This window comes from Rhodanobacter thiooxydans LCS2 (assembly GCF_000264375.1).
Taxonomy (GTDB): domain Bacteria; phylum Pseudomonadota; class Gammaproteobacteria; order Xanthomonadales; family Rhodanobacteraceae; genus Rhodanobacter; species Rhodanobacter thiooxydans.
The window spans coordinates 47,610-67,108 of record NZ_AJXW01000010.1 but is presented as its reverse complement, the minus strand read 5'-3'; the positions used below and the strand labels follow the sequence as shown (position 1 = coordinate 67,108).

General features: G+C 66.4%; 17 protein-coding genes. 4 read left to right on the top strand and 13 right to left on the bottom strand.

What is annotated here, in order from left to right; translation table 11 throughout:
• Window position 1: 1 nt before the first annotated feature.
• Genes UUA_RS02755 through UUA_RS02705 form a run of 11 tightly spaced genes read right to left on the bottom strand, consistent with a single transcriptional unit; the run spans window position 2 to window position 13,205 of the window.
• Window positions 2-1,198 (bottom strand): TIGR03088 family PEP-CTERM/XrtA system glycosyltransferase, encoded by a 1,197-nt coding sequence (locus UUA_RS02755; RefSeq protein WP_008434072.1) that lies wholly within the window; start codon window positions 1,196-1,198, stop codon window positions 2-4.
• Complete coding sequence (xrtA, locus tag UUA_RS02750; RefSeq protein ID WP_008434071.1) at window positions 1,195-2,763, bottom strand: exosortase A; 1,569 nt, start codon at window positions 2,761-2,763, stop codon at window positions 1,195-1,197. The genes UUA_RS02755 and xrtA overlap by 4 nt, the downstream gene beginning before the upstream one ends.
• Window positions 2,760-4,010, bottom strand: a complete 1,251-nt coding sequence (locus UUA_RS02745) for a TIGR03087 family PEP-CTERM/XrtA system glycosyltransferase (RefSeq protein WP_008434069.1) — start codon at window positions 4,008-4,010, stop codon at window positions 2,760-2,762. Before UUA_RS02745 ends, xrtA begins: the two co-directional genes overlap by 4 nt.
• A gap of 3 nt (window positions 4,011-4,013) precedes the next feature.
• Window positions 4,014-5,075, bottom strand: coding sequence for a FemAB family XrtA/PEP-CTERM system-associated protein (locus UUA_RS02740; protein WP_008434068.1), 1,062 nt, complete (start codon window positions 5,073-5,075; stop codon window positions 4,014-4,016).
• A gap of 11 nt (window positions 5,076-5,086) precedes the next feature.
• On the bottom strand, window positions 5,087-5,998 hold the full coding sequence (locus UUA_RS02735; RefSeq protein WP_008434067.1) for an XrtA system polysaccharide deacetylase: 912 nt from the start codon (window positions 5,996-5,998) through the stop codon (window positions 5,087-5,089).
• Window positions 5,995-7,053: an AAA family ATPase gene (locus UUA_RS02730; protein WP_039953448.1), complete on the bottom strand. Its 1,059-nt coding sequence runs from the start codon at window positions 7,051-7,053 to the stop codon at window positions 5,995-5,997. Before UUA_RS02730 ends, UUA_RS02735 begins: the two co-directional genes overlap by 4 nt.
• Before the next feature lie 7 nt (window positions 7,054-7,060).
• Window positions 7,061-8,599, bottom strand: a complete 1,539-nt coding sequence (locus UUA_RS02725; RefSeq protein WP_039953447.1) for a TIGR03016 family PEP-CTERM system-associated outer membrane protein — start codon at window positions 8,597-8,599, stop codon at window positions 7,061-7,063.
• Window positions 8,600-9,511 (bottom strand): P-loop NTPase family protein, encoded by a 912-nt coding sequence (locus UUA_RS02720; RefSeq protein ID WP_008434062.1) that lies wholly within the window; start codon window positions 9,509-9,511, stop codon window positions 8,600-8,602.
• On the bottom strand, window positions 9,508-11,097 hold the full coding sequence (locus UUA_RS02715; RefSeq protein ID WP_008434059.1) for an XrtA system polysaccharide chain length determinant: 1,590 nt from the start codon (window positions 11,095-11,097) through the stop codon (window positions 9,508-9,510). Before UUA_RS02715 ends, UUA_RS02720 begins: the two co-directional genes overlap by 4 nt.
• A gap of 53 nt (window positions 11,098-11,150) precedes the next feature.
• The gene (locus UUA_RS02710) at window positions 11,151-11,774 is read right to left on the bottom strand and encodes an XrtA/PEP-CTERM system exopolysaccharide export protein (protein ID WP_008434058.1); all 624 of its coding nucleotides are present in this window, start codon (window positions 11,772-11,774) and stop codon (window positions 11,151-11,153) included.
• A 30-nt stretch (window positions 11,775-11,804) separates the two neighbouring features.
• Entirely contained in the window at window positions 11,805-13,205 is a 1,401-nt protein-coding gene (locus UUA_RS02705) for a TIGR03013 family XrtA/PEP-CTERM system glycosyltransferase (RefSeq protein ID WP_008434056.1), read from the bottom strand.
• Window positions 13,206-13,585: 380 nt separating this feature from the next.
• Here UUA_RS02705 and UUA_RS02700 point away from each other — a divergent pair, with 380 nt between their 5' ends.
• A complete protein-coding gene (locus UUA_RS02700; RefSeq protein WP_008434054.1) occupies window positions 13,586-13,864 on the top strand; it encodes a hypothetical protein in 279 nt (92 codons plus the stop codon).
• Between the two features lie 27 nt (window positions 13,865-13,891).
• Window positions 13,892-14,803: a LysM peptidoglycan-binding domain-containing protein gene (locus UUA_RS02695; protein ID WP_008434053.1), complete on the top strand. Its 912-nt coding sequence runs from the start codon at window positions 13,892-13,894 to the stop codon at window positions 14,801-14,803.
• An 8-nt stretch (window positions 14,804-14,811) separates the two neighbouring features.
• On the opposite strand, the gene UUA_RS02690 is transcribed toward UUA_RS02695, so the two are convergent.
• Both UUA_RS02690 and UUA_RS02685 read right to left on the bottom strand, forming a co-directional pair.
• The gene (locus UUA_RS02690; RefSeq protein WP_039953446.1) at window positions 14,812-16,518 is read right to left on the bottom strand and encodes a protein kinase domain-containing protein; all 1,707 of its coding nucleotides are present in this window, start codon (window positions 16,516-16,518) and stop codon (window positions 14,812-14,814) included.
• Complete coding sequence (locus UUA_RS02685; RefSeq protein WP_153023007.1) at window positions 16,515-17,048, bottom strand: FHA domain-containing protein; 534 nt, start codon at window positions 17,046-17,048, stop codon at window positions 16,515-16,517. Before UUA_RS02685 ends, UUA_RS02690 begins: the two co-directional genes overlap by 4 nt.
• Window positions 17,049-17,249: 201 nt before the next feature.
• On the opposite strand from UUA_RS02685, the gene UUA_RS02680 reads away from it, so the two are divergent.
• Together UUA_RS02680 and UUA_RS02675 are read left to right on the top strand one after the other, a co-directional pair.
• Window positions 17,250-17,684 carry a PepSY domain-containing protein gene (locus UUA_RS02680; protein ID WP_039953445.1) on the top strand — a complete coding sequence of 145 codons (435 nt, stop codon included), beginning with the start codon at window positions 17,250-17,252 and terminating at the stop codon, window positions 17,682-17,684.
• A 110-nt stretch (window positions 17,685-17,794) separates the two neighbouring features.
• Window positions 17,795-19,417, top strand: a complete 1,623-nt coding sequence (locus UUA_RS02675; protein ID WP_425476874.1) for a M28 family metallopeptidase — start codon at window positions 17,795-17,797, stop codon at window positions 19,415-19,417.
• The last annotated feature ends 82 nt before the right edge of the window (window positions 19,418-19,499 follow it).

Here is a 19,499-nt window from a genome sequence, read left to right as displayed (position 1 = left end):
GTCAGTTCTCCTTGTGTCCGGTCAGGCCGGAAACCATGCGTGGCTGCACGGCATTCGTCTGCCGACCCAGCAGTTCGTCGTACAGCGCGACATACGCGGACACCATGCTGCGCAAGCTGAAATGCGCAGCGACGCGCGCGCGTCCGGCGTCACCATGCCGACGCCGCAGTGGCTCATCGGCGACATAGAAGTGCAGCGCCGCCGCCAGGGCGTGAGGATCGCCAGGCGGCACCAGCGTACCGGTCACCCCGTCCTCGATCACCGAAGCTACGCCCCCGACATCGGTTGCAACCACTGGCAGCCCTGCGGCCATGGCTTCCAGCAAGGTGATCGGCATGCCTTCGGCGACGGAAGACAAGGCAAACACGTCGCACTCCGCCAGCAGTTGCGCCACGTCGCTGCGGTTGCCGAGCAGCCGCACCGTTTCGGTCAGGCCAAGCCGGACGATCTGCTGTTCCAGCTCCCCGCGCTGCGGCCCGTCACCGGCGATGATCAGGCGGCACGCGGCATTTCCCGACTCGCATTCCTCACGCAACAGCTTGAACGCAAGCAGCAAACCGGCGTGATCCTTGACCTTGTCGAGGCGCGCCACATTGCCAACCAGCATGGTGCCCGGCGGCGCAAAACCGCCCAGCAGCGTGCGCGCACCGAACCGGAGGCGCGGCACGTCGAAGGGCACCGTATCAATCCCGTTCGCGATGTACGTCACCTTGGACGACCGAATGCCCACCCGCTGCGTGAGCCACGCCCGCAGGTCCGGCGACACCGCGACATATCGCTCGACCAGCGGCGCCATCCAGCGCCGCAGGCGATGGTATGTGCGATTGTCTCCATGCGGATCGGCAGCGTCACGCCCGTGTTCGGCGTGGACCAGCCGGCGCACGCCGGCCAGTTTCACCAGCGGCGCCAGATCCAGCGTTCCGATGTTGTAGGTCTGCACCAGGTCCGGTTTCAGCGCGCGCAGCGCGCGCCAGAAGCGGAAATAGCAGGACCAGTCCTTGCCCGGTTTCTTTCCGAGCGATACGCAGGCGGTGACCGCATGCTCGATTTCGTGCCGCAACGCTCCGCAACCGGTCAGCGCAATCACCGCGTGGCGGTAACGATCATGCGTCGCGTTGATCAGCGACACCACGACGCGCTCCATGCCGCCGGTGTCCAGCCGGTAGAGCACATGCACGATCAGCGGCCGGGCGTTCATGGCTGGCTCCCCGCAAGATCGGGTGACTGCTGCGCCTGCACCTCCGGCGTGCCGGGTACGGGCAGCGCCTGCGCAAAGACATGCAGCTTCGTCCGCACCCGATCGGCATCGTCGCCGCCAACCGGCGACGACAATGCCCACACCGAAGAACGAGGCAGCTGCCCGCGCAGTACGGCCCACGCCTGCAGCAGCTTCGCCAGCACCGGCGAGCGGGTGCAGTGCCGATCAACGCAATACCAGTACCACACCAACCGCGAGCCGCTCGCGCCCGCCAGCCGCAGCTCGGCGGCAGTCGTGCTCCATCCGCTGGCCAGGTCGAGCTGCCGGCGGGTGCGACTCAGGATTTGCGCGCGCGCCGGATCGTAGAGATCGTTGCCGTAGGTGATCAGGGTATGCCCCCGGCGCGGCTTGCCGGTATAGATGGCATGAAACAACTCGACCACGTCGCCGCTGGCGGCCGATTGGTAGGACACACGCACCTGCCCCGCCGCCCCCCGGAAGATCGGCCGCCAGCCGTCTGCGGCAGCCTGTGGCCCGTTCCAGCCGGCGATCGTTGGTGCGGTCAGCTGCACGGTTTCCGGCGGTACCGGGGCCGCCAGTCCGACGGCCAGGGCCGGACCCGCGATCAACAGCGCCACCGCCGCCGGCCACACCATGGTGCGCGCAGTGGCCGGCATGTTGCCGCGGGCGAGGGAATGTTCCGACATCACCGGCGGGTCGCGGAAGAACCAGCCGACCAGCAACAGCAGCAGCAGCACCGTGCCGAAGAACTGCCAGCCAAAAATCAGGTGGTCCGTGCCGGTCGCGTATTCCGGCCCCCAGGTCTCGCCAATCAGCACGGTGAAATACACCCGCAGGCCATTCGCGACGACCGGCACCACCGCCGCCAGTGCCACGAACACCACCCGCTTCCACCAGCGCCGGTACATCAGGTAGGCATACAGACAGCCGAGCGCCGTGCAGGCGATGAAGAATTTCACGCCGCTGCATGCATCAGCCACCATCCATACCGCCGAGGGCGTGATGATCTCGCGGCCGTTGAGCAGCACCGGCGTGCCGGTCAACTCCAGCGCACGCACGGCGAAATGCGCCGTGATGTCCTGCAGCGGCCCCACCAGCGCGTCGCCCCAGGGAACCGCGAACACCACCAGATAGCCGAGCGGAAACGCCAGCACCCATAACGCCTGCCATCCCCAGCAGGCCAGCACCAGCGCCGGAAACAGCGCCACGAACGCGAAGTGCTGCGCCAGATTGACGTCGAGCAGGCGGCCGGCGTACCAGACGAACACCAGCGCCGTCACTGCCGCCAGGCCCCAGATGCTGGGCACCGGCTCGCTCGCCTGGAGTTGGTGGCGCAGACCGGATGCCACCCACAGGCTCAACGGAAAGATCAGGAAGGCGTACTGGTAAGTACCATCGTGAGCCCAGGCCCATACCAGCGATTGCACGGTCCGCCAGTAGCAGACCAGCAGCACCACGACGGCGACGGCGAACGCAGCTGCGGCCAGTACCCAGTCGGGCGTGCGCACGGAGAAGCCGGCCACGGCGGCAAACGGCCTGTTCATGGGCAGACTCCCAACCCGGCAGTGCCAATGACATCCATGGAGGCTGCGCCGTGCCGCACATTGCGCAACACGTTTTCATATGTGTCGAGACTGCGCCCCCAGTCATAGCGGGACAGCACCTCGGCGCGGGCCGCCGACACCCGCACCGCCTGTGGCGCATCCAGCCAACGCAAGGCCTCAGTCGCCATGACCTCGGGCGATTCATCGATGCAACCCTGACGGCCCGCGAAATCCGCGACGCCCGCGTAGGCCGCAGGCGTCGCCAGCAGTACCTTCTCCATGGCCAGCGCCTCCAGCACCTTGTTCTGGATGCCGCGCGCAACCCGCAACGGTGCGGTCACGACATGCGCATGCGCCAGGTATGGCCGCACATCCTCCACCCGCCCGGTAACCGTGATACCGGCGAGCTGGCCCAGCACGCGCACCGCTGCCGTCGGCTGGCTCCCCACGATGTAGAAGCGGGCGTCCTGGCGTCGGGCGGCGATCCGCGGCCAGACTTCCTGCGCGAACCACCACACCGCATCCACGTTGGCGCGGTAATCCATGGCGCCGACAAACACCACTACCCGTTCTCCCGGCCGGTAGGGGCTGGAGCAGACCCGCCGCGGATCCCAGTATCCGGCATCCACCCCATTGGGGATGCCGTGCACCCGGCCGGCCGACTCCGGTACCAGCTGCCGAAAGAACGCCGCTTCGGCTTCCGAGACGAACACGCTGGCGTCGAACTGTGCGGCGATCGTGCACTCGAACTCTGCCAGCCGCCGCGCTTCCCGCCGGTACACCAGGCGCTTCACGGCACCGGCCTGCTGCGCATACTGGTTCCACTTGTCGGAGTCCACGTCCACGAAATCCATGACCCGGCGCAACTGGGTGTGCTGCATGACGAACGGCGCCACGCCCGACGAGTAGCACAAGGCCAACTCCAGCTTGTGCTCGGCCAGCAACCGTTCGACCCAGCGCCGCATCACGCGGTCGCGGTAGATCCCGACGGTAAGCGGCTCGCCCCGCGTCAGCGCCGCAAGCGCACGCCAGCCCGCGCGCCAGGATGGCAACGGCCGGACACATACGTCGGCGCACAAGGCCTCGACCGCCGCAAGGTGCTGCCAGTCGGCCGGATCGTCCACGAACGTGCCGAGGTACACGCGGTAGCGTCCGGCAAGCCGTCGCAGCACATGGTATGAGCGGATCTTGTCGCCCTTGCTGGGTGGCCAGGGCAGCCGATGGCAGAGGAACAGTACCGATTGCATGCGCTAGCCCAGATCCCGCGCAAGCCATGGCCCCAGCGCACAACTCACCGGCAGCGGCAGCCGCTTCCAGGCTTCAATGAAAAGTCGGTACTTGCTGTTGGTGGGACTGATATTCGGCACCGTCCTGGCGCGCACCAGGTAATAGGCATACGGCAGCGGTTGCGGCTCGAAGCCCCAATGCTTCTTGAAGTGGTAGGAACCGCTGTCCTGCTTGCTGCGGCCGTAGTCGAACAGCCGGGCGCCACGCTCGGCCGCACGCTGCATCACTGCCCAGTACATGAAGTCGTTGGCCGCCAGATCGCGGCCACGCGCCACACTGCCGCCGTAATACGGATGCACTTCATCGCGGAAGTAGAAGCTCATCACCGCGGCCACCGGCTGTCCCTGGTGGGTGACCACGGAAACCTCGCAATCCTCGCCAAACGCCTGCTGCAACCGCGTGTAATAGTTGCGCGACAGCACCGGCGTACCCAGATTGCGCACGCTCTCGGCGTACACCCGGTAGAACTCGGCAATGCTGCCGTCGTGGCGCACCTGCAAGCCGGCGCCCATGCCCTTGCGCACCATGGCGCGCTGCTTGCGCGGGATCGCCTTGAGGTTCCTGTCGTGGTCCGCGCAGATCGCCTTGCGGAAGCCCACGTACAGATCCTTGACCGGCCAGCCGGGATGGCGCAGCTCGCGGTCACGCAGTTCGAGATAGTCGACGCGCAGCTCGTCGGCGAGCGTGGTGGCGGCCCGGGTGAGCCGTGCCTCGCTGCCCAGGTCGCCCGCCACCACTCCGCCGTACACGCAGAACGGCATCGAGATCAGTGCGTGGCCAAACAGCCGGCTGCGTATCTCCGCGAGCGGCAGAACGCCGGTGATGACCCCGTGCCGTTCCGCGTACAGATAGTGGCAGCGGTGTCCGAGCACCTGCTCCAGGATTCCGCGCCAGGCCACCCGGTGGAAAAACGTGGCCCGCGGCGCACCCTCGACAAAGTTGTCCCAGCGCCGTTCGTCGCCCCTTTCCAGACGCCTGATGGTGCAAGGATCGGCGGAATGACTGTCGTGCGCACGGTCGAGCATCTCGCATCCCCTCAATGCGCACCGAGTTCGACGGCCTGCAGCGCCACCACCGGGTAATCGGCGGGCGCGCGGGCGAGAAACACCCGATCCATGCGGTCGAAACGGAAATCGCGCACGAGCCGCTCAAGCCGGGGCGCCGTGCGGGGCAGGTTCAAATAGTGGCGCACCCGGTTCCTGAGCGTCACGCCGGGCACCCGTGGCTGCTGCGCATCCACTTCCCATGGATGAAAATAGAACACTCCGGAGCGCCGCTCGCGCCGGTTGACGCGCCGCAGGCCGCGCCTGAACAGCGCATACGGCAACAAGCGGAAATAACCGCCACCGCCGCACGGCCAGTTGCGCCCGCACAGCCGCACCGTCGTCACCGGAATTTCGAGCAAGCCGGAGCGCTTCGCAAAGAACGGGAATCTCGGTGCCGCGGGCATGCCGTACAAGTCGTGATGGATCGGCACGATGCTGGAACTGTAGCGGTACCCGGCGTCGCGCAATTCCTCGTGGGCCCACAACGTGGTGGGTCCGATGGAATAACTGGGTGCCCGGTAGCCATACACGGCGGTACCGGTGACGTCCTCCAGCAGAAGTTTCGTGCGCGTGATGCTGTCGCGAAACTCCGCCCGGCTCAGATTCGTCAAGCGCTCGTGGCCGAACCCGTGGCTTGCGATCTCATGGCCGGCGGCGCTGATGTCGCGCACCAGCGCGGGGAAGCGCTCCGCCACCCAGCCCAGCACGAAGAAGGTGGCATGCACGCCGTGCCGCTCGAAAAGCTCAAGCACGCGCCGGGTATTGCCGTCGACGCGGACGGGCCAGCGCGGCCAATCCTCGCGTCGGATGCACTGCTCGAAGGCCGCCACCTGGAAATAGTCCTCCACATCCACCGTCATGGCGTTGGTGACAGGCTCGGGCCGTGGCGCCGCCGTGCTCATTGGTTTTCCTGACCCGAACGTAGCGTGTCGGCGATCACTGCCTCGTGCGCGATTGAAGCTTGCGGCGGCGCGGCCAACAGCACCTCCCGGCGTCGGACCTCTTCGCGCAGCAACTGCAACATGATCCTGTTGCGCTCCAGGTCCAGCGCGGCAAGTGCGCTTTCCGGATCCGATGGCACGACGGCACGCGTCAGATCCAGGTCCCCGGGCACGGCGGGCGCTTCCAGCGTCGCCGGCGCGCCGGCCATCTCCTCGTGGATCTCGTCGAGCACGATGGCGAGTTCCGTCTGGTCCAGGCTGTGCAGCTCCTCCAGATAACCGTGCAACAGCAGGCGGTCCATGACGAGATTGATCTTGCGGGGGATCCCGCCACTGGCCAGGTAAACCCCGGTAAAAATGTCGGGCGCCAGTTCCGGGTCGTCGTTCCAGCCGACGGCATGCAGGCGATGCAGGATGTACGCGCGGCTTTCCTCCTCGCTCATGGGATCAAGCCGGTGGGAAGCAATGATGCGCTGGCGCAACTGTTCCATGTGGTTGCTGACGATGATGCGCCGCAGTTCGGTCTGGCCGACCAGAAATACCTGCAGGAGCGCTCGGCCCCTGAATTCGAAGTTGGACAGGATGCGCAGCATCTCGAGTGCCGCCGGGGTAAGCGTTTGCGCTTCGTCCACCACCAGCAGGGCATGCGTCTGACGTGCATGCAGCGATATCAGGTGCCGTTTCACATCCTGCAGCAGGGCCTCCTTGCCGCGCCCCTCAAAAGGCAGGGCAAGCGCCGCGGCCACGGCCGGCAAGATGTCGTCGCCATCGAGGTTGGCCGAGGCGATGCTGGCTACGGCAAGATTGCGCTGCGCGAGTTCCTCGAACAGCTTCTGGATGAGCAGCGTCTTGCCGGTTCCGACTGCACCAGTGATGACCACGAAGCCTTCGCCCTGCTCGAAACCGTAGAGCAGATACGCCATGGCGCGCCTGTGACCCTTGCTGGGGAACAGCATTCCCGCATCCGGGGTCAACTGGAAAGGCTTGCCACGCAGTTTGTAAAACGCCTGATACATGCCGTTCTCAGAACAGATGGGTGAACTGCAGGAAAACCACGTTCGCGCGGTATCCGTGCGCGTCGGACGACACGGCATGCACATGGCGGGAATAGCGGCGCAGCCGCAGGCTGGCGAAGTTCTTCGGATCGAGCTGGTGTACGAGATCCAGTTGCGCGTACTGGCTGTAGTTGGTTTGCCCGTCCCGGTAGCGGTAACGCTGCCAGGCATACGTGGGGGTCAACGTGGTCAATGGCCCGATATTGAACAGCCAGGCGACATCCGCATTCGTCACTCTCTCCCGACCGCTGTTCAGCAGAAAATAGTTGCGCCGCTCGTCGTACAACGTCACCCTCAAGACACCTTTGGGCATCTCGTAGGCCGCCGATGCGGTGGCGCGCTTCATGAGGTAAACCCGCTGCTCCCTGAGCGAGGGGATCACGGGGAGCCCGAGTGACGGGATGGCGTCCGTTCCTTGTCCCAGCAGCTGCTGGTTGAGATCGGTGGGTCGCTCCACATAACTTGCGACCGTCGTCAACAAGGCGGCTGTACGCGTCCAGGACAACTGGTAGCTGCGACCATAAAACCGGTGCCCGACCAGTACCTTGAAATCATTCAGCGTATTCGACCACTCAACGCCGGCGTCCCAGAAGCTTGCCCCCAGCCTGTCCACCGTGCCGTCCGCGAGGAATTTGTTCTCCCTGCCGACATCGGCCAGCAAGCTGACATCGTCACGGACCTGCACCGCACCGCCCAGCCTGGCGATCGAAAAACGCGAGCTGCGACCGGAATCGAACTCGATGCGCTGGTCGACATAGCCAAAGTTCCAGGTCCACTTCTGGTCCTTCGGGCTTACGAGGTTGAACTGCACCGCGTTGCTGGTGATGTCGGACGTGCCGATCAACAGATCGTTGCTTTGCGCCGGAATGCCCTTGGTGTTGTACAGCACGCGCCCGTAGCTGTAACGCAGCATCGCGCTGCCGACGTTGCCAAGCTCCTGGATCCAGTACGGGCTGAGCGTGCCCCGCCCGACATTGGCGCGGTTGTTGTCCAGGAAGAACGTGCCGGACCCGGCCGGCAATTCGCTGTTGACGACCTCGCGTCCGTACAACGCGCTGCCGTCGAGGAAGAAATGCTGCGGAAGAAGGGTGAGCGTGCCGTGAGTGTCGAGATTCTGCGCCAGCTGGTTGTGGCGCGATTGCCCCTCATACAGATAGCCCGTGAGCGTGTAGTCAAACACGCCGGAGAACCGCAGCCCGCTGTAGGCGGACTTGATGAACGGCTGGATCTCGGTGATCCAGCCGGTCTGTTTCGGTCTGCCGCTGGGCGCCAGCATGAGGTTGTCGGTGTACAGCTCACCGAGCGTGACGCCCACGACCACGCCCGGGGAGTCGACGCTCGGCTGCGGGATGATGCCCGGCGGGAGATTCTCGGAACTCCCGGCAAATCCGCCGGCCGAGTTCTGCGCAGACGGCATGGAGGGGTCCACGCTCTGGGCTGCAGCTCCTGTCAGCCAGCCGCCCAGGGCAATCGACGACAGGACAACCGACGCCGACAGGACACGCATCTAGGCTTCCCCGGCCAGGTGAACCCGGGGATACAGGCCGTAGTAGGTGTTGTAGTAGTTCTCGCTTGCCGGCAGGCAGCTCATGTTGAGAATCAGGCCGACATATTGCGAGTCGCTCAAACTTTGCAGCGCCGAATCGACCGCATGCTGGCCCGTGCAGCCCGCGGCCACCACCATGACAACCTGGCCCATGTGGGAAGCCAGCACCTGCGACTCCGGAGTCGCCAGCAGGGGCGAGGAGTCGAACACCACCAGACGGCGCAGGTGTCGACCGCCAAGTTCTTCAAGCACGTGCTCCATGCGCAGGCTGCCGAACAACTCGGTAGTCAGCGGATGGCGTCGCCCTACCGGCACCACCAGCAGATTCGGTACATCGGTTCGCACGACGACCTCGGCGGGCTGGCGCCGTTCGTCCACCAGCACGTCCATCAGCCCCGGGTGCCCTTCGAGCCCCAAAGCGCGGGTGATATGGGATTTCGGTATATCGCCGTCCACCAGCAACACGTCGAAATCCATCTCGTGCGCCAGGCTCAGGGCCAGATTCATTGCGGTGAAGGACTTGCCTTCGCCAGGCACCGCGCTGGTCACCACGATGCGCCCTGCGTGCGGCAACACCTTGGCGCCTTTTCCGATGGCATTGTCCATCAATGGCTGCTTGATGCGACGCAGCTCATCGGCGAGCCGATCGTTCGCCTCGTCACCAGCGGGGAGCAAACCTGCGCGCTCGAGCGCCACCGGATCCACGTGCCAGGGCGGCGCGGCTTCCGTGGGCGGGTCCCCTGCCTGCGTCCTGCCGGACAAACGCTCGATCGTCGGCGCCGAATGCGCCGGTGCCGCCTCGACAGCTGGCGATACCGGCGGTTCCGGCTGCCGGTTCTTGAGCTTCTCGACTGCCTTCTCGACGATGCTCATGCGGCCCCCACCATGAAGAAATGCTGCACCAGCCGGGCAAGTTGTCCGTCAAAGGCGAACCCCAGCATCAACACCACGACCAGCAGGCCGGTCCCGGTACAAAACCCGACCACTTCGCGGTGCTGATCCTGGCGCCGCGATGGCGACGTGATCAGGCTGAGCGCGCCGAGCACGGGATAACCGCCGGACTCCCGCAAGCTCTTGAGACTCACGAACACCGGGTTCATCTTGTGCAGGAAGTACGCAAACCCGCCGCCGACGACCAGCGCCAGCGCGAGCACCAGCAATAGCAGCAGTCCGCGTTTCGGGCTCACCGGCTGCAGCGGAACGACCGGTGGATTGATGACACGGAACTTCAGATTGTTGCCGCTCTGCGTTGCATCCTGAGACAGCTCGGCCGTGTTCAAGCGCTCCACCAATTGGTCGTACTGCTTCTTGGTAACGTCGTAATTGCGCATCAGCCGTTGCAAGGTCGCCTGCACGTCGGAGATCTTGTCCACATTGCCCTTGAGGTCGGCAATCTGCCGCTTCTGCAACGCGATCTGCGTGGCCAGCGCCTGGATGCTGACCTGGGTGGAATACATGGATTTCTGCATTTCCTGGTACACGGGATTGTCCGAGACCACGCCCATCATCGGGCTCGCGGGCGCACTCTTCCGCAGCGCATCGCGCCGCGCCTGCAGTTGCGCGATCATGCGGCGGGTGGAAACCACGTCGGGGTATTCGTCCGTATAACTCAGCAACAGCTGGTTGAGCTGCTGCTGGTAGGACGCAATCTGCTTGTCGACATCCTGGGTGCGCGGGTCGACTCCCAACGAGGTCGGGCCGCTGCTTGCCAGCGCGCGCATCTGCTGCTGGGTGGTCGCGCGACTGGCGACGGCCGTATCGTACTGGCCCTGCAGGTTCTGCAACTGGGTCTCGGCCGCCTGCAGGCGCGCAGAGTAACTGCTGCCGCCCTGGCCTGGCACATAGCCGACATTGGCCTTCTGGAAATCCGCGAGTTTCTGCTCCGCCTCGTTCAGCCGGTTGCTGTAGGCCTGCACCTGTTGCTGCAGGAAGTTCTGCGCCGTCTCGGTGGACACGGTATTCGCGCCCAGCGTCTCGTTCATGAGGATCTGCAGGAACGCCTGCACCACTTTCTGCGCCATCCGCCGGTCGGGATCGGCATAGCTGATGTCGTAGAGATCCCTGGGGCCAGCGCCCTTCACCGTGACGGCAGCGCCCAGCTTGAGCAACAACTCGTCTTTGTCCGCCGGGGTCGTGGCGCGCAGGGACAACCCGGTCTTGTCCGCCACGGCCTCGAGGTTGGGGCGCGAAAGCAAGGTCTGGGTCATGATCAGGAGACGCCCCCGCACATCCGGCTGCACCGCAACCCCGCGCAGCAGCGGATTCGTCAGCGCCTCGGTGTCGGCATACACCTGGGCATTGGCCGCGTACTTGTTCGGCAGGCTGAACACCAGCACCGCGCCGACGATCGCCACGCACCACGCGACGATCAGCGCATGCCAGCGGTAGCGCCAACTGGTGCGCGCCTCCAGCAGCACATGCTGAAACAGCTCACGCAAATCGAACGATTGCTTCTGCATCACTTCGCCTTCCCGATGTCGTTGACGGTTGCCATGCACTCGCACGCGTTGCGTCAGAGCAGTGACTGCGGAATGATCAGGATGTCGCCGGGCTGCATGACCATGTTGTATTTGATCGTGCCGTTCATCAGGTCGCCGAGCCGCACCGGGATGGTCTGCTCGCCGCCGTCAGGCAGCCGACGCGCGACCTTCGCACCGTTGCCCGCGGCAAACTTGGTGAGGCCACCGACTTCGATCATCACGTCGAGCAGGGTCATGCCGCTGCGGTAAGGCACCGCCTTGGGCATCGTCGCCTGCCCGACGACGCGCACCTGCTGGCTATAGGCGCCGACGAAACTCTTGACGATCACGGTCACCATTGGCGAGCGGACGTAGCGGCCCAACGCGCTCTCCAGGTCGCTCGCCAGTTTGTCCGGGGTTTCGCCGGCCGCCATGATGGATTGCACCAGCGGGATCGAGATGCGCCCGTCGGGACGCACTGGCACGGTGGTGGACAGGCTGGGGTTGTCGCGCACGAAGATTTCCAGCGTATCGCCCGGCCCGATGATGTAGCGTTCCACCGGCGGCGGCGCCGCGGTCGGACCATCGATGATCGGTGCGCTGCTGCAGCCGCCGAGCAGCAGCAAGCCCGCTGCCATCACCAGCCAGAAAAAGCCGTTTCCCGGGTGCGGTTTCATCCTTTGCTCCCCCTCTGTGTCCGTTGATTTTCAGCGCGCGCCACGCCCGAACAGCACCACTTCCACGGTCTGGGCCAGGATGGTCAGATCGAACACGAGGTTGTGGTTTTTCACGTAGAACAGGTCGAAGTTCAGCTTCTGCTCGGCGTCCTCCAGCGAGGAACCGTACGGGTAGCGCAGCTGTGCCCAGCCGGTCAGCCCCGGCTTCACGCAATGGCGCAAGCGGTAGTAGCGAATGCGGGTGTTGAAATCGGCCACGAACTGCGGCCGCTCGGGGCGCGGGCCAATGATGCTCATGTCGCCGCACAGCACATTCCAGAGCTGCGGCAACTCGTCCAGCCGGGCGTTGCGGATGAAATGCCCGACCCGGGTCACGCGGCCATCGTTCTTGCTGGCCCAGCGGGCCACCCCGTCGCGCTCGGCGTCGATGCCCATGCTGCGGAACTTGATCACCGAGAACAGCTCGCCGTTCTCGCCCACCCGTTCCTGGTGGTACAGGATCGGGGCGCCGCGGCCCGACTCCAGCCGGATGGCCAGCGCCGTCAACAGCATGAACGGCCATGCCACCGCCAGCACCAGTGCGGCGACGGCCACATCGAAGGCCCGCTTGATCGAGCGCCGCACCGGAGAGCTGTTGAAGCCGTCCGAAAATATCAGCCACGAGGGGTTGGTGAGATCCATCTTGATCCTGCCGGCCTCGCGCTCGAAGAACTCGGTGAGCTCGGTCACCGCCATGCCGCGCTGCTTGCACTCCAGCAACGCGTCCACCGGCAAGGTGCCGCGACGATCGTCCGGCCCCACCACGATTTCGTCCACGCCACGCCGGGCCGCCCATTCGTACAAGGCCCCATCGGGATGCAGCAGCAAGGGCGCGGAGACGGATATCGGATCATCCCCAACCGGCACGTAGCCCAGGACCTTGAACCCGCGTTGGTCGGTCCTGCGGCGCATCTTGTGGCTCACCTCGGCGGCACGCTCGCCGGCGCCGAACATCACCACGCGACGCTTGAACAGATCGGCGTCCACGAAACCCAGGAACACCACCCGCCACAACGCCACGACGAAGTAGCCCACGACCAGCGCGATGCCCAGAACTCCGCGGCCCAGATACGCCGCAGGAACCGCGTAATACAACACGGTCAGCGCGATCCAGCCCAGCACGAAGGCAATGCCTTGCCGACTGAGCCGGCCGAGCCAGCCCGCCCGCAGATGGACCTGGTACAAGCCCAGCGCCTCCATGGAGACAATCAGCATCATCGCCACCAGCAGCCCACGCCAATGCAGCGCTTCGCTGAACGCAACCTGGGTGTTGACGTCGCCCAGGTAGCGCAGCACCACCGCGCCGTAGACACTTCCCACCAGCAACACAAACTCGACCGATGCCAGCAGCAACTGCCAGTGCAGCGCACGGAGTCGGAATAGCCCGTACATGTTTGCGCCTCCCCACATCCCCACCGCAACGATGCTTCTGTCCATAAAACTGTGACAGGGGTCACGATTTTAGATCTTGGTCAAGTGACCTTCCCGTGAAAGCGCTGAAAGGGACGGCGATTGCGCACTGCGAGTCATGGCACCGGCACGACGAGTGGCGGGGGTGCATCAGCCGGCAATGTCCGCAGGTCGATTGACGAAGGTCCCGTTTCGGCGCTTCGCCGTCTCCGGTCACCAGGCATGGCAACAAGTCTCTCCTGCTCTCATTAGCGGGCTTTTGCCTTGCCCGGCACGCGCCATAGATCGGCAAAGGCCCGTGCGACTGCGCGGCGATGGCCCGACGTGCGAAAATCGGGCCACCAACCAGTACCCTCTATTTCATGACTGCCCCGAAATACGATTTCCGCCAATTCCAGGAAGAGCTCGCCAGGCTCGAACGCAAGCCCGAACCGCAATCGCCGGCCAAGCCGCTTGGCAAGAAGGCCGCAGCGGCACAGCGGCTGACGCGGGCGCGAGAGGAGTTCCTGGCCTTGCGCCAGCGGCACCAGCTGAGCGTGGCCGACGTGGTGACGTTCTTCCCGGAGGAGGAAGGCATTGCCTACCTGCAGGAGTTGATTGCGGCGGCGCAGGCGAAGCCGCGGCGGACCCGGAAGGCGTAGACGGATGCCGGCACAGGGGATCACCGCATGACGAGTCTGCCGAACGACACCCGCACGCTCTCGCCCGCTGCCGCCAGCCGGTGGCAGCGGGCGATGCTGATGGCGGTGACCCTGGCCACGCTGGGGCTGGGCGGCTGCGCGCAGTTGCGCGACAGGCGTGCCGCGGTGGTGGTCACGCCCTCAGCATCGCCGACGGCAGCGGCGACATCGGCGAACGCCGCCAGGGAGCCGTCGCTGGCCGCGATCGGCGACCGGCTCCAGTCCGGCCACTATGCCGAAGGCGAAAAGGCCTTGCGTCAGATCCTGGAACGGCGCCCGGGCGACCGTGCCGCACGCGCCATGCTGCGCCAGCTCACCGCCGATCCACGGCAGGAGCTGGGCGAACGCTGGCGCGCGCACGTGGTGCAGTCGGGCGATTCCTACAGCACCCTGGCTGCGCGCTACCTCGGCGACCCGAACCTGTTCCTGATCCTGGCCCGCTACAACGGTTCGACCAATCCTTCAATGCTGCGCGTCGGCGAGACGCTGCACATGCCGCTGTCGGCCGGCGCCGATGCCGCACCCGCGGCGCCGGCGGCGACCACGCTGCCGACGGCGGTCGTGCGATCCGCCGAGCCACCGGCGACCGCCGCGCGCCGACTGCAGGACGAGAGTGTGTCCCTGCTCGGCCAGGGCCACCAGCAGCAGGCGCTGGCCCGCCTCGACCAGGCACTGAGCATCGACCCCAGCCTGAAGCCGACGGGCACCGGCGCGGTCGCGCTGCGCAAGCAACTGCTGGACTCGTACCACGAGCGCGCGATCGTGCTGTACCGCGACCAGCAACTGGACCAGGCTATCGCGCTGTGGGACCGGGTCCTGGCGATCGCGCCGGACTACGAACCGGCGATCGTCTACCGCACCCGCGCACGCGAGCTCAAGCAGCGGCTCAAGCAATACTGAGCCGCAGCTCAGGGTTCGCCGGCACCGTCTTCCGTGACCGCGGCCATGATCCGCGTCGGCCGCGTGACATCCTCGCCGGCGGTGGCCGGCGCGGGCGTCGCGGACCGGTGCTGGCGCGCCTGCAAGGCGCCGTTCATCAGGTTGAAGGCATCGAACAGCCGGCCAAACTCGTCGCGGCGGGCCAGCCGGATGCGGTGGCGAAAATCGCCGCGCGCCACCTTCAGCAGCGCATCGCCAAGCAGGGCCAGCATGTTGAGCGGGCGACGGAACAGCCAGTAGGCCGCGCCGACCACCGCGGCCAGGGTCAGCACCAGCACCACGGCGATCACCCCCAAGGTGGTCCGCTGCGCCGCGCGCAGCGCCGCGTTGCTGATGCCCAGGCGCAGCTCGCCCACGGTCTTGGCCTGGTACTGGATCGGCACGTCGAACAGCAGCATGCCGCCCTCCCCCCGGTCGCCCGCGGTACGACTGAGGTAGCTCTGGACGTCACCCGATGGCGCCAGGTATTTCTCGCCGTCGGGCGCGGGCAGCCGCTGGCCGACCTCCCGCGGTTGCGTGCTGGCGATGACGCCGCCATCGCGGTCGGCGATCGCCAGGTAGCGGATCTGCTGGTTGCGCGAGACGTCGGTGACCAGCGCGCGCGTGGCAGCCTGGTCGCCGAGCAGCAGGTTCTCGGCCGACTCGCCGGCGATCATGCGCCCCATCGAGCTGCCGAAATCCAGCGCCACGCCAGTCACCGCGGCGTTCTGCTTGGCATAGATCGCGGCCAGCCCCAGCACCAGCACCAGGCTCAGGATCGCGCCCAGGCTGCTGGCCCAGCGCAGGCGCAGGGAAATGATGCGGGTGGTCAGCGGGTTCTCGCGCTCGCGCTCGTACTCGCGCGCGGCCAGGCGGAGGTCGTCAATGACCTCCGCGCCGCGCTGATAGCGCGACTCCGCCACCGGCGCCAGCAGGGTGCGCACGATGCTGACCAGGATCGACGGCGTGGTCGGGTCGCGCGGGCGGATCGGCGGCCGCGGCAGACGCAGGCGCTTGCGGAGCAGTTGCTGCGGGTTGCCGATATCCGGCCACGGCAGCTTGCCGACGACCAGCCAGTACAGCACCACGCCCAGCGAGAACAGGTCGCTGCGCGCATCGGTGCGCTCGCCGCGCAGGCGCTCCAGCGCCATGTAGGCCGGGGTGCCACCGATTTCCGCGGACGCCCCGCCGACGTCGCCCGGCGAGCCGCGGCGCTCGGCGATGCCGAAGTCGCTGATCTTGGCGTAGCTCCAGCCGTCGACCAGCATGATGTTCTCGGGCTTGACGTCGTGGTGCACGATGCCGCGCGCATGCGCGTAGTCGAGCGCCGCCGCGAGCTGCCCAACCAGGTCGATGATCACCGGCAGCGGCGGAAAACCCTCGCGGGCGACGGCGCTGGCAAGCGTCTCGCCCGGCAGCCGCTCCATCGCGATATAGGAGCGGCCGTCGTCGGTCTCGCCGACGTCGAAGATGGTGACGATGTGCGGGTGGGTCAGGTGGCCGGCCGCGCGCGCCTCGATCAGGAAGCGGCGCCGGTAGGCGGGGTCGGCGGCAACCTCGCGGTGCAGGCACTTGATCGCCACCTTGCGTTCGATGTCCGGGTCGAAGCCGGCGTAGACGACTGCCATCGCGCCTTCGCCGAGCACGCCCTCGATGCGGTAGCGGCCGACCTGCTGCGGAATGGCGTCCGCGCTCACGGCGACCCGCGCAACCACCACGCCAGCGCGGCCAGCGCCGCTAGCACCGCCACCGCGGCGAGCAGCACGGCCGCGACGATCCGGCGCCGCGATGCAGGTTCCGGCTGGCCGTGCTCGCGGGTCAGGAACACGAACTCCGCCTGCCCCAGCCGGATGTGGTCGCCGTGGCACAAGGCCACCTCGTGGATGCGCTGGTCGTTCACGAAGGTGCCGTTGGTGGACAGCGTGTTGACGATGACGCAGTGACCGTTCTGGTTGGTGATCCAGGCATGGTTGCCCGACACGCTGAGGTCGTCGATGACGATCTCGTTGTCGCCCCGGCGGCCGATGGACTGGCGGCCCGGACCCAGCGCGAAGCGATGCCCCTCGATGCCGACGCTGGTGCCTTCGAGCACCGGTTCGTGCACGCTGATCCGGCGTTCCGTCGCGCTCGCGGTCTCGCTGGCGTATTGCCGCAATGCCTCGGTGGAAAAAAACCGGGTGCCCTGCGGTCCGCCGGAAGGGCGAAACGGTGCCTGACGCTCACTCATCGAAACCTCACCCCCTGGGCCAGCCGGCACTATAGCCAACTGGCGACTACCGGGCATGAACACGGCTATCGGCGCAGCAGTGAAAAACTTGACGCCCGCGTCACCTGCCTGAACGCCAGCCAGCAGCGGGATGCCGCGTTCACCGCCGGTTGCTTGGGCCGATTCGAGACTCGGACTTCCGCACGCAACCAGGTGTCCTCCATGGCCCACAAACTCGCTCCACTGACCCTTACCCTGGCGCTGGGAACATTGGCGCTGGGCATTTCCTCCGCTGCGGTGGCGCAGCAGGCGATGACCGAGCCGCAGGTACAAAGCCAGCTCACCGCGCAGGGCTATACCAAGGTGCACGACCTGAAGTTCAGGGACGGCATGTGGTACGCCGAAGCCAGGAGCGCGAACGGCCGCCGGGTCGACCTGCGCATCGACGCCAGCACCGGCCAGGTGTACCCGGACGAGCAGGTGTCGCGGCTGAGCAAGGACGATGTCCGTGCCGCCCTGGAAACCCAGGGCTACACGCACGTGCACGACATCGACTTCGACGACGGCATGTGGAAGGCCAAGGCCAGGAACCCGGCCGGCAATCCCGTCAAGCTGAAGATCGACGCCACCAGCGGCAAGGTGGTCGGCACCTACTAGGCGTCCGCCGCCGGCTGGACCCGCCCGCGGTCGCTCACTACCATCGGGGAATCCTCTCTCCCCCCGACAGGTGACTGCCCGTGAAGCGACTGCTCCTCTCTGCCCTGGTGATGGCGGCCTGCGCCACTGCGCAGGCCGCCGACACCCCCACTTTCAGCACCGAACGGTTGTCGGCCGAGGTGAAGACGCTGTCCTCCGATGCGTTCGAAGGCCGCGGTCCGGCCACGCCGGGTGAGGCCAAGACCATCGACTACGTGGTGGCGCAGATGCAGGCCGCCGGCTTGCAGCCCGGCGGCGATCTCAAGGACGGCAAGCGCGGCTGGACCCAGGCGGTACCGCTGCGGCGCAGCCAGATCGTGGGCGCGCCGGCGCTGAAGCTGGGCCTCGGCGGCAAGCAGGAAGCGCTGACCCAGGGCGAACAGATCGCCGTGCGCGCGCCGATGGATGGCTCGACCACGGTGGCGATCGAAAACGCGCCCCTGGTGTTCGTGGGCTACGGCGTGAAGGCGCCCGAGCGCAACTGGGACGACTTCAAGGGCGTCGACCTGCACGGCAAGATCGCCGTGGTGCTGATCAACGACCCCGACTTCGAGACCGGCCACGGCGACTTCGGCGGCAAGGCGATGACCTACTACGGCCGCTGGACCTACAAGTACGAGGAAGCCGCGCGGCAGGGCGCGCTGGGCCTGCTGATCGTGCACGAAACCGCGCCGGCCTCGTACGGCTGGGCCACGGTGAAGAACTCCAACACCAACGCGATGTTCGACATCGTGCGCGACAAGCCCGCCGCGACGCATACGCCACTGGAAGGCTGGATCCAGCGGGACCTGGCAGTGCGCATGTTCAAGCATGCCGGGCTGGATTTCGACACGCTGAAGAAGCAGGCGCAGACGCGGGCGTTCAAGCCGGTGACGCTGAAGGGTGAGAGCCTCTCGGCGAACTTCAAGGTCGACTCCGCGGTGATCACCTCGCACAACATCGTAGGCATGGTCGAGGGCAGCAAGCATCCGGACGAAACGGTGATCTACAGCGGCCACTGGGACCACCTCGGCGTCGGCACGCCCGACGCGAAGGGCGACCGCATCTACAACGGCGCGGTCGACAATGCCACCGGCACCGCGGCGCTGATCGAGATGGGCCGCGCGTTCGCGCAGGGGCCGAAGCCCGAACGCTCGGTGGTGTTCCTCAACGTCACCGCCGAGGAGAAGGGCCTGCTCGGCTCCGAGTACTACGCCGCCAACCCGCTGTACCCGCTGGCCACCACGGTGGGCGTGCTCAACATGGACGCGCTCGACCCGCACGGCCCGGCGCGCAACTTCACCATCTCCGGCAGCGCCAAGCTCGGTCTGCTGGACGACCTGGTGGCCAAGGCGAAGCAGTACGGCATGAGCTACACCGCGGACCCGAAGCCGGAAGCCGGCTACTTCTTCCGCTCCGATCACTTCTCGTTCGCCAAGCGCGGCGTGCCGGCGGTGTCGTTCGGCTCCGGCAACGACTGGATCGACGGCGGCATCAAGGCCGGCAAGGCGACGGCAGACGACTATACCGCCAAGCGCTACCACCAGCCCGGCGACGAATGGCAGGCCAGCTGGACCTTCACCGGCATGGCGCGCGACCTGCAGCTGCTCTACGCCGTGGGCAACCAGCTGGCGAATTCCGACCAGTGGCCGGACTGGAGCAAGGACTCCGAATTCCGCGCGATCCGCGACACCAGCGCCGCCGAGCGCAAGTAACCCACGCTGTCGTCGGGTTCGTGTTGCGAACTCGCCTTGACCAAGTAGGGCGGGCACCGCCCGCCGGCTCTCCGGCATGCCG